This is a genomic window from Microbacterium sp. ABRD28 (genome assembly GCF_003850245.1).
Taxonomy (GTDB): domain Bacteria; phylum Actinomycetota; class Actinomycetes; order Actinomycetales; family Microbacteriaceae; genus Microbacterium.
Window position 1 is genome coordinate 939119 of record NZ_CP031015.1, and the last position, 15409, is coordinate 954527.

The 15409-nt window shown below is 70.2% G+C and carries 13 protein-coding genes and 2 pseudogenes; 9 read left to right on the top strand and 6 right to left on the bottom strand.

Annotation, left to right across the window (positions count from 1 at the left end):
• Window positions 1–13 precede the first annotated feature (13 nt).
• The 4 genes from DT073_RS04710 (at window position 14) to DT073_RS04725 (ending at window position 4546) form a co-directional block, all read left to right on the top strand.
• A complete protein-coding gene (locus DT073_RS04710) occupies window positions 14–2011 on the top strand; it encodes an ABC1 kinase family protein (protein ID WP_124292342.1) in 1998 nt (665 codons plus the stop codon).
• 107 nt (window positions 2012–2118) lie between these two features.
• Window positions 2119–3048, top strand: a complete 930-nt coding sequence (locus DT073_RS04715) for an aldo/keto reductase (protein WP_240638768.1) — start codon at window positions 2119–2121, stop codon at window positions 3046–3048.
• 23 nt (window positions 3049–3071) lie between these two features.
• Window positions 3072–4085, top strand: a complete 1014-nt coding sequence (locus DT073_RS04720) for an aldo/keto reductase family protein (protein WP_124292343.1) — start codon at window positions 3072–3074, stop codon at window positions 4083–4085.
• A complete protein-coding gene (locus DT073_RS04725) occupies window positions 4085–4546 on the top strand; it encodes an NUDIX hydrolase (RefSeq protein ID WP_124294353.1) in 462 nt (153 codons plus the stop codon). The genes DT073_RS04720 and DT073_RS04725 overlap by 1 nt, the downstream gene beginning before the upstream one ends.
• 7 nt (window positions 4547–4553) lie before the next feature.
• Here DT073_RS04725 and DT073_RS04730 read toward each other — a convergent pair whose 3' ends face one another.
• The 6 genes and pseudogenes from DT073_RS04730 to DT073_RS04755 all read right to left on the bottom strand — a co-directional run bounded on the left by DT073_RS04730 (window position 4554) and on the right by DT073_RS04755 (window position 10509).
• The gene (locus tag DT073_RS04730; RefSeq protein ID WP_124292344.1) at window positions 4554–5399 is read right to left on the bottom strand and encodes a hypothetical protein; all 846 of its coding nucleotides are present in this window, start codon (window positions 5397–5399) and stop codon (window positions 4554–4556) included.
• A gap of 38 nt (window positions 5400–5437) precedes the next feature.
• Window positions 5438–5959 (bottom strand): ribonuclease H family protein, encoded by a 522-nt coding sequence (locus DT073_RS04735; protein WP_235015001.1) that lies wholly within the window; start codon window positions 5957–5959, stop codon window positions 5438–5440.
• Window positions 5960–5996: 37 nt separating this feature from the next.
• Window positions 5997–7526 (bottom strand): carboxylesterase/lipase family protein, encoded by a 1530-nt coding sequence (locus DT073_RS04740; RefSeq protein WP_124292346.1) that lies wholly within the window; start codon window positions 7524–7526, stop codon window positions 5997–5999.
• Window positions 7526–8005, bottom strand: coding sequence for a GbsR/MarR family transcriptional regulator (locus DT073_RS04745; protein WP_235014999.1), 480 nt, complete (start codon window positions 8003–8005; stop codon window positions 7526–7528). The genes DT073_RS04740 and DT073_RS04745 overlap by 1 nt, the downstream gene beginning before the upstream one ends.
• Window positions 7998–9605: an ABC transporter permease gene (locus tag DT073_RS04750; RefSeq protein ID WP_240638769.1), complete on the bottom strand. Its 1608-nt coding sequence runs from the start codon at window positions 9603–9605 to the stop codon at window positions 7998–8000. Before DT073_RS04750 ends, DT073_RS04745 begins: the two co-directional genes overlap by 8 nt.
• Window positions 9602–10509 (bottom strand): annotated as a pseudogene (locus DT073_RS04755) (ABC transporter ATP-binding protein). Before DT073_RS04755 ends, DT073_RS04750 begins: the two are co-directional and overlap by 4 nt.
• Before the next feature lie 146 nt (window positions 10510–10655).
• Between DT073_RS04755 and DT073_RS04760 the strand changes: the two are divergent.
• From DT073_RS04760 to DT073_RS16050, 5 genes and pseudogenes are all read left to right on the top strand, one after another.
• Entirely contained in the window at window positions 10656–11300 is a 645-nt protein-coding gene (locus DT073_RS04760; protein ID WP_205783027.1) for a GntR family transcriptional regulator, read from the top strand.
• Window positions 11297–12823 carry an MmgE/PrpD family protein gene (locus DT073_RS04765; protein ID WP_124292348.1) on the top strand — a complete coding sequence of 509 codons (1527 nt, stop codon included), beginning with the start codon at window positions 11297–11299 and terminating at the stop codon, window positions 12821–12823. The genes DT073_RS04760 and DT073_RS04765 overlap by 4 nt, the downstream gene beginning before the upstream one ends.
• Window positions 12823–13731 (top strand): methylisocitrate lyase, encoded by a 909-nt coding sequence (gene prpB / locus DT073_RS04770; RefSeq protein ID WP_124292349.1) that lies wholly within the window; start codon window positions 12823–12825, stop codon window positions 13729–13731. The genes DT073_RS04765 and prpB overlap by 1 nt, the downstream gene beginning before the upstream one ends.
• A gap of 40 nt (window positions 13732–13771) precedes the next feature.
• Window positions 13772–14962, top strand: coding sequence for a bifunctional 2-methylcitrate synthase/citrate synthase (locus tag DT073_RS04775; RefSeq protein ID WP_124292350.1), 1191 nt, complete (start codon window positions 13772–13774; stop codon window positions 14960–14962).
• Between the two features lie 116 nt (window positions 14963–15078).
• Window positions 15079–15306 (top strand): annotated as a pseudogene (locus tag DT073_RS16050) (hotdog fold thioesterase); the annotation flags it as partial.
• Window positions 15307–15409: the final 103 nt, after the last annotated feature.

Below are 15409 nucleotides of genomic sequence, written 5' to 3' on the forward strand. Positions count from 1 at the left end.
ACACAATCGACCTATGCCGGCCTGGGTGATCGTAGGTCTCCTCGCGATCGTGTTCGCGCTCATCGCGACGTGGGTGGCGCGTCGCCTCCTCGACCGGCGGATCGGCGAGATCCGGGCGCTCATCCTCTCCGTGCTCGTCTTCCTCATCAGCGCGCCGGTGGCGCTGTGGATGCTGCAGCGCTCGGGCGTCCTCGACGCCGACTTCGCGTTCGCCGTCCAGGGGTTCATCGCCCTGGCGTTCCTCGCCCTGACGCTCGGGTGGATGCTCGCGATCGTCGTCGCCGTCATCATGGCCGTGGAGTTCCTCTGGCCCTCCCGCGGCTTCCGCAACCCTGTCACGGCCTTCCGCCAAGCCCTCCGGCGACGCGACCGCGCTCGCCGTTACGCGCAGATCGTCGCGATCGGGTCACGACACGGGCTGGGGCTCTACCAGCGTCATCGTCGCGGCGACGGCGACGATCTGCCGACAGCCCTCGTCGCTGCTCTCAACCAGGCGGGGGTGACGTTCGTCAAGCTCGGGCAGACCCTGTCCACCCGCGAGGACGTGCTTCCGCCCGAGTTCGTGCGCGCCCTGTCCACCCTGCAGATGGATTCGACCGCCATCCCGTGGACGGAGGCGGAGGCGGCGATCATCGCCGAGCTGGGGCGGCCGCTGGACGAGGTGTTCGCGGCGGTGGAGGAGCAACCCCTCGCCGCGGCATCCGTCGCACAGGTGCACGCGGCCACGCTGCTGTCGGGGGAGGAGGTCGTGGTCAAGATCCAGCGACCACGGGCCCGCGCGCAGGTGACGACAGACCTCGACATCCTCGAGCGTCTGGCCGCCGACGCCGAACGCCGCATGGAGTGGGCCCGCGACTACGGACTGCGCGCACTCGTGGTCGAGTTCGCGCGGGCGCTGCGTGACGAGCTCGACTACCGCGTCGAAGCGGCGAACACCGAGCTGCTGCGCGGGGCCATCGCCCGATCCAGCGACTCGCAGGTGTCGGTCCCGAAGGTGTACGCGCAGTTCACCACCACACGCATGCTCGTTCTCGAGCGGGTGACCGGAACCCCTTTCAGCCGCCTGAGCCCCGGTGAGCTCCCGCCCGATCGGGCCGTTGCGATCGCCGACCGCGTCGTGGACGCCGTGTTCGAGCAGATCGCCGTCCGGGGCGTCTTCCACGCCGACCTGCACCCCGGGAACCTGGTGCTGCGTGATGATGACAGCGTCGCGCTCGTCGACTTCGGAGCCATCGGCGTGCTCGAACGCAGCATGCGCCACCTCCTCGTGCCCTTTCTGATCGCGATCCTCAACGAAGACGACATCGCCGCCACCGACGTCGTCCTTCTGCTGTGCGCGCCGGCGCGCGGCACATCGGCAGATCGCGCGGCGCTGCAGCACGACATCGGGGTGGTGCTGACCCGCATCCACAACGACACCAACGACCAGAACGTCTTCCGGGCTTTGATCGATGTGCTGCGGGCGCACCGACTGGCCATGCCGCCGTCGCTGCTTCTGGTCTTCCGCACTCTGGCCTCGCTCGAAGGGTCGATGCGACGGCTGCAGGCCGACTACGACATGGTCGGCCATGCACTCAGCCGCGCACCCCACACGGCGCGACTGATGAACACCCCCCGCGACCTCCTCCTGTCGGCACAGTCCAACGGTGCGCTGCTCGTGGAGCAGCTGCGACGCCTGCCCCGCCGAATGGAGAACCTCGGCCGGTCTCTCGAGGACGGCGCCTTCGTCGTGCAACTGCGTCGTTTCTCCAACCCGTCGGAGCGCAGCTGGCTCGACGGCCTGCTCGGTCAGGTGACCGTCACCATCGTGGGGATCGCGCTGCTTCTCATGGGCATCCTGCTGGCCGTCGCCGACGGCGGACCGGAGCTGACGACCCAGGTGGCGGTCTCGCCCTTCCTCGGCAGCGTCGTGGCTCTCGGCGGCTTCCTGCTGCTGCTGCGAAGCCTCCGACGTGCACTCCGTCTGCGAGGCGACGTGCTCGAGGGTGACGCGTCAGACGGCGAAGCTTGACGCCTCGCCGCGCCGTTGTCCACCGGGAACGCGCCGGCCACCCACCGCCTAGTGTGGGGGAGCACGCCCGGGACACCGAGCGCACCGACTCCGAGAAGAGGACCGCTGTGAGAAAGATCACCCTGGGAGCGAACGACGCCCCCAACGTCGTCCTCGGTGTCATGCGCATCGCCGACAAGACCGACGAAGAGGTCCGCGCGCTCGTCGCGGCCGCCCGCGACGTCGGCATCGACTTCTTCGACCACGCCGACGTCTACGGCAACGAGCTGCACGGCTGCGAGTCGCGCTTCGCCGATGCCCTCCAGCTCTCCCCGTCCGAGCGCGAGCAGATCACCCTCCAGACCAAGGCGGGAATCGTGAGAGAGGGTCCGTACTTCGACTTCTCCTACGACCACCTCGTCACATCGGTCGAGGGGTCGCTGCAGGCGCTGAAGACCGACCACATCGACATCCTGCTCCTGCACCGGCCCGATGCGCTCGTCGAGCCCGAGGAGGTCGCGCGCGCGTTCGATCACCTCGAGAGCTCGGGCAAGGTCCGCGCCTTCGGCGTCTCCAACCAGACTCCCGCCCAGATCGAGCTGCTGAAGACCGCGGTCAGCCAGCCGATCGTGGCCAACCAGCTGCAGCTGTCGATCACGCATGCGCCGACCGTGGCGCAGGGGGTCGCGGCGAACATGGCGGGCACCGAGCAGTCGATCGTCCTCGACGGCGGCGGGATCATCGACTACTGCCGCCTCCACGGCATCACGGTGCAGGCCTGGTCGCCCTTCCAGGCCGGCTTCTTCACCGGCACCTTCCTCGGCTCCCCCGACTACGCCGATTTGAACGCCGTCATCGACCGCCTCGCGAAGGCCTACGACGTCCCCGCCATCGCCATCGCGACGGCGTGGATCACGCGGCATCCGGCGAACATGCAGGTCGTGCTCGGCACCACCACCATCGAGCGCGTGCAGGGTGCCGCGCTCGGTTCCGACATCCCCCTCACGCGGGCCGAGTGGTACGAGCTGTTCCGTGCCGCCGGATACCGCGTGCCCTGAACCGCTCTCGAAGGAGGACCCACGTGGTCGCATATCGCTATCTCGGAAACAGTGGACTGAAGGTCTCGGAGATCACCTACGGCAACTGGGTGACACATGCCTCGCAGGTCGAGGACGACGCCGCCGTGAAGACGGTGCACGCCGCGCTCGACGCCGGCATCACCACCTTCGACACCGCCGACACCTACGCCAACACCGCCGCCGAGGTGGTGCTCGGGAAGGCGCTGGAGGGTCAGCGCCGGGAGTCGCTGGAGATCTTCACGAAGGTGTACTTCCCCACCGGGCCGGGTGGACCCAACGACACCGGGTTGAGCCGCAAGCACATCATGGAGTCGATCAACGGGTCGCTGAAGCGACTGGGCACCGACTACGTCGACCTCTACCAGGCGCACCGATTCGACGACGAGACACCCCTGGAGGAGACCTTCCAGGCGTTCGCCGACGTCGTGCGACAGGGGAAAGCCCTGTACATCGGCGTCTCGGAGTGGACCGCCGAGCAGCTGCGCGAGGGTCACGCCCTGGCGAAGAGCCTCGGCATCCAGCTGATCTCCAACCAGCCGCAGTACTCGATGCTCTGGCGGGTCATCGAAGGCAAGGTCGTCCCCGCGTCGGAGGAGCTCGGCATCTCGCAGATCGTGTGGTCGCCGATGGCCCAGGGCGTGCTCAGCGGCAAGTACCTCCCCGGCCAGCCGGTGCCGGAGGGATCGCGCGCGACCGATGAGAAGAGCGGCGCGCAGTTCATCAAGGGGTTCCTCCGCGACGAGGTGCTCGAGGCCGTGCAGCGACTGAAGCCGATCGCCGAGCAGGCGGGGCTCACCATGCCTCAGCTCGCGATCGCGTGGGTGCTGCAGAACCCCAACGTCGCCGCCGCCCTCGTGGGCGCGTCGCGCCCCGAGCAGCTCGCCGACACCGTCAAGGCCTCGGGTGTCACACTCGACGCCGACACGATGTCGGCCATCGACACCGCCCTCGGCGGCGCCGTCTTCGACGACCCCGAGCACACCTACGGGGTGTCGCCGAAGCAGCGCCTCACGTGATGCGCAGCGCCGGCATCCTTCTCTTCCGGCTCGGCGGGCACCCCGAGGTGCTCATCGCCCACATGGGCGGGCCGTTCTGGGCGAAGAAGGACGCCGGCGCGTGGTCGATCCCCAAGGGCGAGTTCGACGACGATGAGGCGCCGTTGGATGCCGCCCGGCGGGAGTTCCGCGAGGAGCTCGGCGTCGAGGCGCCCGAGGTGGACTACGCCGAGCTCGGCACCTACGCGTACTCGTCGGGGAAACGCGTGACGGTGTTCGTCGGTGACGGCGCGGGCTTCGACGCCCCGACGGCGGGGTTCGGCGAGTTCGAGATGGAGTGGCCGCCCCGCTCGGGCAAGCGGGCGGTGTTCCCCGAAGTCGACCGGGCCGAATGGGTCGGGTTCGACGTGGCGCGTGAGCGCCTCGTGAAGGGCCAGCGCCCCGCCATCGACGCCCTCCAGGCCCGGCTCGCCGCGGTGTGATGCCGGTCTACTGGGTGCCCGGCGCCGGAACCGCCGTGCGCGTGGGTTCCGGCTCGGATGCCGCCTGCGGATCCACGCCCGGACGGGCAACGACCTGCCCGTCGGGCTCGAGGGTGTAGCCGACGTAAGCGACCTCGCCGGGGGAGGCGGCGTCGAACTGCGGCGCGGGGAAGACGAGGGTCTTGGGCAGCGGGGCGAATCCCCAGATCGCCGGGTCGAGACAGACCGTCACCGCTGACGGGTCGCTCTCGACGATCATGCAGAACCGGTCGTCCTCGGTCGGACCGGCGCCGACGAGGCGCCCGTAGAGCGTGCCGTAGGGCAGGAATTCGTCGTAGACCACGCGGGATGCGACGCCCTCCGCGCCCGGGAGGGTGAGGACTTCATCCCGCTTGCCGTCGAAGTAGAGCTCGTAGGGGTTCCGATACGACGCGTCGTCGAGCGCGAGGCGCTCCGCGGCGGCGTCGGCGGCGTCCTGTCGGATGATCGCGATGTCGTCACCCTCGGCCGGCGCCGGTGTCCCCGTGATCGATGTCACGAGGGCGGCGCCGCCGAGCGCCAGTGCGGCGGCCCCGGCGACGAGGAGCAGGGTGGGCCGCCGAGCAGAGCGACGGAGGGGATCGGATGCCGCTGCCGCGGCGTTCGCGCCAGGATGATGGTCGACAGGGTCGTCGTCGACCGGCCCCTGGACCTGCTGGGGGGTGGGCCGCGCCGCAGCGGTCTCCAATTCGCTCAACCGGGCCAGCGCCGCCGGGTCGGTGTCGATGTCGGCGTCGGGTCCGTACGCGCGCCGCTGGAGCGCGCGCAACTCGGCGCGCTCGTCAGCACGCAGGCGGTCGGGCTCCTCTGCCACGTTTCCAGGCTAGAACCGCCGCGCCGCGTCGGGGCCGGTCAGCGTCCGTTCTTCGGCGCCGCCGCGACATCCAGCTTCGGATGGGAGCCGAGTGATGACCACGCGCTCTCCTTGCCTTCGGCGGCGTGCTCGGCGGCGCGCACCGCGCGCTCGTCGGCCCAGGCGTTGAGCACGTGACCGGAGTGGCCGCGCACGTGCTGCAGCACGACGTCGGGGAGGCCCGCCGCGCGTCGCGCGTCGCGCGCGGCGATCAGCTGCTCGAGGAGGTCGCGATTCTTCGTCGGCGAGCCGGTCGAGGTCTTCCAGCCGCGGCGGCGATGCCCGTCCATCCATTTCGTGTACGTGTCGATGGCGTACATCGAGTCGGCCTGAACGATGAGGTCGGCGACCTCGCGGTGATCCTCGATCGCGCGCAGCAGGCCGGTGAGCTCGCCGATGTTGTTCGTGCCGAGCGCGATCGAGCCGGCGGCCCAGTGGCCGTCCTCGCCGACCCATGCCCAGCCCGTCGGGCCGGGGTTGCCCTTGCAGGCGCCGTCGGTGGCAACGGTGTAGCTGGTCACCCCGATACGCTACCCGGGCTCGGACCCGCACCCGCACTCACGGGAAGGCCAGCACCTCGTCGCCCCAGCTCTCGCGCAGCTTCTGATCGAGGTCGGGCACGACCCGGTCGACGCTCTCGATGACGAGCGTCGCCCGCTCGGCGGTGTCGTAGGGAGGCCAGGCCTCGGCGTCGGCGGCATCGGGACTCCCGCCTGCGGCGAACGCGACCCATCGTTCGCGCATGCGGCCACCGATCCGCTCGGCGTCGCGGCGGCCGCCGAGGCGGAAGGTGATGTCGTGGGCGTTCGCCCCGAGGGTTCCCCAGACGTACGCCAGCTCCGAGCCGTGCGTCGCCCCGATCCGCAGCAGCTTCAGCATCGGGGTGGCGTGGTCGAAACGGTAGAGCCAGGTCGGAGCGCGACCACTGTGTCCCTCGGCGACCCAGATCGTCGGCATGCGGAAGCCGATGTCGCGCGCGATCCCCATGCCGATGGCATGGTGCCGCACCCCTTCATACGCGGCGTGCACCTCGGCGCGCGTGGGCACCTCGAGCTCGGGGCGCTCGTGCGAGAGGTCGGCGATCATGCGGTCGATGTCGGCGTCGTCTACGGGGAGCAGCGGCGATTTCATCATGCGGAACAACGACGCCTCGTCGCGGTTCGTGCCGATGAGCAGCGGGACAGGATGCCCCTCCCCACGCGCCAGCACCGCAGCGGGGGCCTCGGGAACGAGATCGCCGTCGATCACGGGGGCGAAGGCGATCGTGCCGGGCTCGGCTGTCGGAATGGCCGCGAACACCGCCATCTGCGCGGCGACGATCGCCGATGGCGTCGCGGCTCGGAGGCCTGCGACGTCGGTGACGCCGAGCTCGGTGAGCAGGCGGTCGGCGATCCCCGCGGCGCGGTCGGCGTCGTAGACGCTCGAGGCCGGCGACGACTCGGCGATCGCCCGCCAGAAGAGGCCCTCGGCTGCCGGGCTGGTGAGGAGGGTCGTCACGAGCCCCCCACCGGCCGACTCGCCGAACAGCGTCACGCGGTGGGGGTCGCCGCCGAAGGCGGCGATGTTGTCCTGCACCCACCGAAGGGCGAGCAGGATGTCGCCGAGCGCCGGGTTGGCGGCGAAGCCCTCATCGGGGAACACGCGCGTCAGATCGAGGAACCCCAGGGCGCCGATGCGGTAGTTGATCGTCACCACGACGGCGCCCGCGCGTGCAAGTGCCTCGCCGTCGTACATCGCCTGGCTGCTCGCCCCGAAGATGTACGCGCCGCCGTGGAGCCACACCATCACCGGTGCGGCGCGGTCGCCCGCGGCATCCGGACTCCAGATGTTCAGCGTCAAGCAGTCCTCGTCGGTGGGGGTGTCGGCGGGGAGCTTCACCGCCGGGGTGTGACCCTGGGGAGCGGCAGGCCCGAACGCCCGCGCCTCGACCGGTCCCGACGCGGGTGGGGCCGCCTCGGAGGGTCGCCACCGCCCCTCGCCGGCAGGGGAAAGGGCATATCGGATGCCGCGCCAGCGGCGGACCCCGCCGGCCAGGCCGTCACCGTGGAAGACGCCCGCAGGGGCGGTCGCCGTGGCGGTGTCTGTCATCAGCTCGGGCTCCTGCCGGTCGATTCCTGCCATTCCACGACGAGCTCCGGCATCCGCTTCTCCAGGTAACGGAGGAACCCGGCGATCTCCCGTGCACGTTCGACCGATGCCGGCGCATCGGCGTTGTCGTCGGCGATCGCGTCGATGTCGTCGGCGAGGCGTCCGTACATGGGGGTCTGGGAGACGACCATCGAGCGCCAGCCGTCGTCGATGAGGTCGAAGCGCGCGACGCGCTCGCCGGGGCGCGAGAGTCGGTGCACCATCCGCATCGACTCCAGGTAGCGGACCGCGCCGGAGACCGCGGCGGGGGAGACGCCCAGGCGCGACGCGAGTTCGGCGGCGGAATACCCCTCGTCGGGTGAGCCGACGAGGGCCATCATCACCCGTGCGGGCATGCGGGGCATCCCCGCGGCGGCCAGCATCGCCGCTGCCCGCTCCGCGCGCTCGACGCCGGGGTGGGACCTCTCCGGTTCAGCCACCCGTGGCAACTTCCCTGCGTCGCATGAGCATCAGGGACGACGCTACCCCGGCGACGGCGAGCACGACGAGCCAGGCGCTGCCGTTCCAAGCGACGCCGTCCGCGGCCGGCACGGGTGCCGCGGCGAACGGCGAGAGCGAGACGATGTCTTCGTCGAGGCCCAGCAGTGCGCCGAACAGGGCCAGCGATGCCGCCGCGATCACCAGCACCCACCCCAGCGTCGTCGTCGCGCGGGGGAGGAGGGTGAAGATCACCGCGGTCAGGACGGGGAAGACCGCCGCTCCGAGGACCTGACCGGCGCCTGCGACCACCACGTCCGGGAGGATGGCGGGGTCTCCGCCACGCGCGAGGAGGGCCAGCGTCGCGGCCGCCACCGCCGCGGCGACGATGACGACGATTCCCGCGAGAGCGGTGGCGAGGAAGGCGCCGAGCCACCTCGCGCGCGCAACCGGGGTCGCCAGCGTCTGCTCGGCCGTGCCGTGCGTCTCCTCCTGGCGGGCGCGCTGCACCGTCTGCACCCCGAAGCACGCCGCCAAGGTGCCCACCATCACGAAGAAGGTGACGACGAGTCCCTGATCCATCGAGCCCTGCGCGGCAAGCCGATCGAGCATGTCGGTGACGGCAAGGTTCTGTGTGGCGATCTCGTCGATGACGTCGCCGAGCGATGTCGACAGGGCTCCGACGACAGCAGCGCCGACGACCCAGGCGAGCAGGGATCCGGCGCTCACGCGCGTCGCCAGCCCGAGCGGGCGGGAGAGGAGAGCGGATGCCGCGGCGCGGCCCGGACGCGGAGAGATCACGCCGGCGCCGAGATCGCGGGTGGCCTGGAGCGCGGCGGCGAGCGTCAGCAGCGCCACGCTCACGCCGACCGCGAGGAGGATCGGCCGCGCGTCGTCGTCGGCGAAGGGCCGCACGTTCTCTGCCCACGCGAAGGGCGACATCCAGGCCAATCCCGAGCTCTCCATCCGGGTGAGGTCGTCCGACGGCGTGCCGACGGCGTTGCCGATCCCCGCGGCGAGGAAGGCGACGAGGATCACCCCGACCGAGAAGGAGTTGGCCGCGCGCGAGCTGCGGAACAGCTGCGCCGAGACGAGACCGACCCCGAGGAACACGGCCGCCGAGGACGCGAGGGCACCCCCGAGCGCGACGCTGCCGCCTGCCCCGAGACCCGCCGCGATGAATGCGGCGGTGGTCGCTCCCCCCAGGAGCACGCAGGCGATCAGTCCGTGGGCGACCGTCGCGATGAAGGGCGCTCGACGACCGGCGGGAGTGGCCGACACCGCGTCGGCGCGTCCCGTTTCCTCCTCGGCGCGCACGTGGCGAACGGCGAGGAAGCTCGCCATGAGCGCTCCGAGGAGGACGAGGAACGGGAGGATGGTGAAGACGAGGAATGCGCCTTCGCTCGCCCCGGACGGCAGTCCGCGGAAGAGGAGGATGGCAGGGTTCGCCAGCGCGACGGCCAGGAGCGTCTGTCGTTCGGATTCGGCGGCGAACGCTTCGCTGACACCCGCGGTGGCCGAGAAGCACAGGGCTGCGGTCGCGAGGATCCACACCATCAGCTGCACACCGTCGCGTCGCAGACGCTGGGCCAGGAGGATCACGACGCCTCCACGGGCTCGTCGCCGTAGTGGCGCAGGAACAGCTCCTCCAGGCTCGGCGGCTCGATGCGCAGACCCTCGACGCCGAGACCGGACAGTTCGGGAAGCGCGGCGGTCACCCGGTCGCTGTCGAGCGACATTCGGACCCGCCCGCCCTCCACCTCGACGTCGTGCGCGCCCGGGATGGCGGGGACGGCTCCGTCACGGGCGGAGAACGAGACCGAGGTGCGGGTGAGGTGGCGAAGTTCGGCGAGGGTGCCGGATTCCACGACCCGACCCGCCCGGATGATCGAGACGTGATCGCAGACCTGCTCGACCTCGGGGAGGATGTGGCTGGAGAGCAGCGCCGTCGCCCCGGATTCCTTGGCTCGCTGGAGCTCGGTGCGGAAGACCAGTTCCATCAGCGGGTCCAGGCCGCTGGTCGGCTCGTCGAAGATGTACAGGTCTGCGGGCACGGCGAAGGCGGCGATGAGCGCGACCTTCTGTCGATTGCCCTTCGAGTAGGTGCGGCCCTTCCTGCGCGGGTCGAACTGGAAGACCTCGCACAGTCGCTCGCGTTCCGCGCGGTAGCGGGCGTCGTTCCGGCCGGCGCCGCGCAGGCGGGAGAGGAAGTCGATGGCCTCTCCTCCGGTGAGGTTCGGCCAGATGCTCACGTCACCGGGAACGTACGCGATTCGGCGGTGCAGGCGCACCGCGTCGCGCCACGGATCGCCGCCGAGCACGCGCGCGTCGCCGGACGTGGCGCGCGCGAGGCCGAGAAGGATGCGGATCGTCGTCGACTTCCCCGCCCCGTTCGGGCCGAGGAATCCGTGAACCTGTCCCGGGGAACGTGGAGGTCGAGGCCGTCGAGAGCGGCGACCCGCCCGTATCGCTTGACGAGGCCGTGCGTGCGGATGACGTCTGTCATGCGGGTGACGCTACACGCGTTTCACGAATTTGTGAATAGTGTGCGCTGCGGCCCGGTGTGTATACGTCGCCGACACCATCGCCGCATCGACCCCGTCAATTCGGCGAATATGTATACACTGGTGCTGACCACGGGAGGTGATGTGTGTGCGAGCGAGTGATCGGGCGTACGCGACCCTCCTCGACGAGATCCAGCAGGGGGTTCTCGCGCCGGGCACCGTCCTCGGCGAGGTCGAGCAGTCGACCCGTCTCGGGGTGAGCCGCACACCGCTGCGCGAAGCGCTCGCGCGCCTGGTCTCCGACGGGCTCGTCGTGCAGCAGTCCCCCCGCGTGACGGTGGTCGCACCCATCGACTCCGACGACATCCGCGCCCTCTTCGAGGTGCGCCGCGCCCTCGAGGAGGCCGCTGCCCGCGCGGCCGCCCGCAGCCACCACCGCCGGCGCTTCGCCGAGTTGGCCGAGAGCTTCGCCGAGGTGGACGTCAGCAGCGCGGCAGCGCGTGAGGAGTACTACGCCCTCATCGCGCGTTTCGATGCCGCCCTCGACGCCGCGCACGGAAACGACTACCTCACCGCCGCCCTCCGCACCGTCCGCACACACCTGGTGCGGGTGCGTAGGCTCGCTCGCGAGCACACCGGCCGCTTGGCGGCATCCGTCTCAGAGCACCACCTGATCGCGCAGGCCATCGCCGACGGCGACGCCGACCTCGCCGCGCACGCCACGCACGTCCACCTTCACCACGCGCTCTCGCACGTGATCGCATCCCCCCGCACCCAGCAAGGAGCAGCATGACCGTCACCCACCATCTGCGCGTCCACCGCAGCGATGAACACCTGCCGCGCGAGGGGCAGCTCGCCTGGCACATCGCGGAGGTGGCCGCCGACCCCGTCGAGGTCGACGCCGACACGACCGACATGATCATCAACCGCATCATCGACAACGCCGCGGTCGCGGCCGCGTCCCTCACGCGGGCGCCCGTGAGCGCCGCACGCCAGCAGGCGCTCGATCACGCGGTGTCGGTCGGTGGCGACGGCGCGACGATCTTCGGGTGCGCGCTCGAGCGGCGCACGAGCCCCGAATGGGCGGCGTGGGCGAACGGCGTGGCCGTGCGGGAGCTCGATTATCACGACACCTTCCTCGCCGCCGACTACTCGCATCCGGGCGACAACATCCCGCCGATCCTCGCCGTGGCTCAGCACGTCGGTGCCGACGGGCGGGCGTTGCTGCGCGGCATCGCCACGGGATACGAGATCCAGATCGACCTGGTGCGCGCGATCTGCCTGCACAAGCACAAGATCGACCACGTCGCCCACCTGGGCCCGTCGGCGGCCGCCGGGATCGGCACGCTGCTCGACCTTCCCGTCGAGACGATCTACCAGGCTGTCGGTCAGGCCCTGCACACCACCACGGCCACTCGGCAGTCGCGCAAGGGAGAGATCTCCACCTGGAAGGCCCACGCGCCCGCGTTCGCCGGAAAGATGGCGGTCGAGGCCGTCGACCGTGCGATGCGCGGCGAGACCTCGCCCTCGCCGATCTACGAGGGTGAAGACGGCGTGATCGCCTGGATGCTCGACGGCCCCGACGCCTCGTACGACGTGCCCCTGCCCGCCGCGGGAGAGCCGAAGCGCGCCATTCTGGATTCGTACACCAAGGAGCATTCGGCCGAGTACCAGGCGCAGGCCTGGATCGACCTGGCGCGGAAGCTCCACGGCGAGCACCCGGCAGCGACCGATCCCGCGAACGTAGCCTCGATCGTGCTGCACACCTCGCACCACACCCACTACGTGATCGGATCGGGCGCGAACGACCCGCAGAAGTACGACCCCACCGCGTCGCGCGAGACCCTCGACCACTCGATCCCGTACATCTTCGCCGTCGCCCTCCAGGACGGCGGCTGGCACCACGTCGACTCGTACACGCCCGAGCGCGCGGGGCGGGCCGACACGGTCGAGCTCTGGCAGAAGATCACCACGGCCGAGGACGCCGAATGGACTCGCCGCTACCACTCCGACGACCCGAACGAGAAGGCCTTCGGTGGTCGCGTGGTGATCACGCTCACCGACGGCACCGTGATCGAAGACGAGATCGCCGTCGCCGACGCGCATCCTCTCGGGGCGCGGCCCTTCGCGCGGGACGACTACGTGCGCAAGTTCCGGCTGCTCGCCGAACCCGTGCTCGCGCCCGAGGAGATCGAGCGCTTCCTCGGGCTCGCCGAGCGCCTCCCCGAGCTCACCGCCGACGAGGTGCGGCAGCTCTCGATCGTCGCCAAGCCCGGGGTGCTGGCCACCGCGCCGGCGCCGAAGGGCCTCTTCTGATGCTCTACTCGACCGTTCCCGCGCATGAGAAGCGGCGCGCGTTCCGTGAGCGGCTGCGCTCGGGCGAGCTGCTGCGCTTCCCCGGCGCCTTCAACCCGCTGTCGGCGCGCCTCATCGAACGGAAGGGCTTCGAGGGCGTCTACATCTCGGGGGCGGTGCTCTCGGCCGACCTGGGGCTTCCCGACATCGGGCTCACGACCCTCCCCGAGGTGGCCGGTCGCGGTCAGCAGATCGCGCGCATGACCGACCTCCCCGCGCTCATCGATGCCGACACCGGGTTCGGCGAGCCGATGAACGTCGCCCGCACCATTCAGACACTCGAAGACGCAGGGATCGCCGGCACCCATATCGAGGATCAGGTCAACCCGAAGCGCTGCGGTCACCTCGACGGCAAGTCGGTCGTCGACAAAGACACGGCGATCAAGCGCATCCGCGCAGCGGCGGACGCGAGGCGCGACCCGAACTTCCTCATCATGGCGCGCACCGACATCCGTGCCGTCGACGGGTTGGATGCCGCCATCGACCGCGCCCGCGCGCTGGTCGACGCCGGAGCCGACGCGATCTTCCCCGAGGCTATGCGCGACCTGTCGGAGTTCGAGGCGGTGAGGCGCGCGATCGACGTGCCGATCCTGGCGAACATGACCGAGTTCGGCAAGAGCGACCTCTTCTCGGTGGCGCAGCTTCGGGATGTCGGTGTGAACATCGTCATCTGGCCGGTGTCGCTGCTGCGGATGGCGATGGGGGCGGCGTCGCGCGCCCTCGATACGCTCGTCGACGAGGGTCACCTCACTTCGAAGCTCGGCGAGATGCAGCACCGCGCCGACCTGTACGACCTCATCGACTACGAGCAGTACACCCATTTCGATCAGGACGTCTTCAACTTCCAGATCGACACCACCGGTCGTTGAGCGAGCGAAGCGAGACGAAACGCCAGCAAAGGAGCACCGCATGACCGAACCCGACATCAAGAAGGGCCTCGCCGGCGTCGTCGTGGACTACACGGCGGTCTCGAAGGTCAACCCTGAGACGAACTCGCTGCTGTACCGCGGATACCCGGTGCAGGAGCTCGCCGCGACCCAGCCGTTCGAGGCGGTGGCCTTCCTTTTGTGGAACGGCGAGCTGCCCACCGGTGTGGAGCTGGCGAAGCTTCGCGCGACCGAACGCTCGTACCGCGCGCTCCCCGCCGACGTACGGGCCGCGATCGACCTGGTTCCGCTCGATGCGCACCCGATGGACGAGGTGCGGACCGCTCTCAGCCTCATCGGCGCGCGGGATCTCGCCGGTACCGGCTCGGTTCTCGACGCGAGCGCGAGCGCCGAGGAGAACCTCGCGCGCAGCATCCGTCTCTTCTCCGTCCTGCCGGCCATCGTCGCCTATGGGCAGCGGCGCAGGCGGGGTCAGCAGCCCGTCGCGCCGCGGGATGACCTCGACTACGCGGCGAACTTCCTCTGGATGACCTTCGGCGAGGAAGCCGATCCGGTCGTCGTCGACGCGTTCAACCGGTCGATGATCCTCTACGCCGAGCACTCGTTCAACGCCTCGACCTTCACCGCGCGGGTGATCGCGTCGACGCTCAGCGACCTGTACTCGGCGGTCGTCGGCGCCGTCGGCGCCCTGAAGGGACCGCTCCACGGCGGGGCGAACGAAGCCGTGCTGCACATCTTCGACGAGATCGGCTCGGCCGAGAACGTCGTGCCGTGGCTCGACGCGGCGCTCGCCGAGAAGCGCAAGATCATGGGATTCGGACACCGCGTCTACAAGCGCGGTGACTCGCGGGTGCCGACGATGAAGGCCGCGCTCGACACTCTCGTCGCGCACTACGACCGGCCCGATGTGCTCGCGCTCTACGAGACGCTCGAGTCGGAGTTCGTCTCGCGCAGGGGCATCTACCCGAATCTCGACTACCCGTCGGGCCCGGCGTACAACCTGATGGGCTTCGACACCCTCACCTTCACGCCGCTGTTCGTCGCGGCGAGGATCGTCGGGTGGACGGCGCACGTGATCGAGCAGCTGGGTGCGAACGCCCTCATCCGGCCGCTTTCGGAGTACAACGGCCCCGACGAGCGGCACGTCGAGGGGTATGTGCCCGACGAGGCCGTGCTGGCCGTCGCCGATCGTCCGGAGGAGTCGGCGGGGTGAGTGTCTGGTTCGGCGATGTGGCCGCCGTCGACCTCGATGCGATGGCGCCCGGCACGATGATCGAGAACCTCGGCATCGAGATCGTCGAGGTGCGGGATGACGCTCTTGTCGGCCGGATGCCGGTGGATCACCGCACCACGCAGCCGGCGGGTGTGCTGCACGGCGGGGCGTCGGTCGCCGTCGCCGAGACGCTGGCGTCGTGGGCCGGATACCTCGCCGTCGACCGGGAGAAGTTCCACGTCGTGGGGCAGGAGATCAACGCGAACCATTTGCGTCCGGTCTCGTCGGGGTGGGTCACCGCCACCGCGTCGCCGGTGCATCTGGGCCGACGGGCGCACGTGTGGGAGATCCGGATCGTGGACGACGCGGACAGGTTGGTCTGCATCTCGCGGTGCACCCTCGCGGTGATCGAGCAGCGGAGCTCGTACGCCACCCGGATCGGAGGCT

Excerpts from the sequence above, each read along its gene's own strand:
- DT073_RS04775 (WP_124292350.1), top strand. The coding sequence starts at position 13,772 with ATGACCGAACCCGACATCAAGAAGGGCCTCGCCGGCGTCGTCGTGGAC.
- DT073_RS04765 (WP_124292348.1), top strand. The coding sequence starts at position 11,297 with ATGACCGTCACCCACCATCTGCGCGTCCACCGCAGCGATGAACACCTG.
- prpB (WP_124292349.1), top strand. The coding sequence starts at position 12,823 with ATGCTCTACTCGACCGTTCCCGCGCATGAGAAGCGGCGCGCGTTCCGT.
- DT073_RS04725 (WP_124294353.1), top strand. The coding sequence starts at position 4,085 with ATGCGCAGCGCCGGCATCCTTCTCTTCCGGCTCGGCGGGCACCCCGAG.
- DT073_RS04710 (WP_124292342.1), top strand. The coding sequence starts at position 14 with ATGCCGGCCTGGGTGATCGTAGGTCTCCTCGCGATCGTGTTCGCGCTC.
- DT073_RS04740 (WP_124292346.1), bottom strand. The coding sequence starts at position 7,526 with ATGACAGACACCGCCACGGCGACCGCCCCTGCGGGCGTCTTCCACGGT.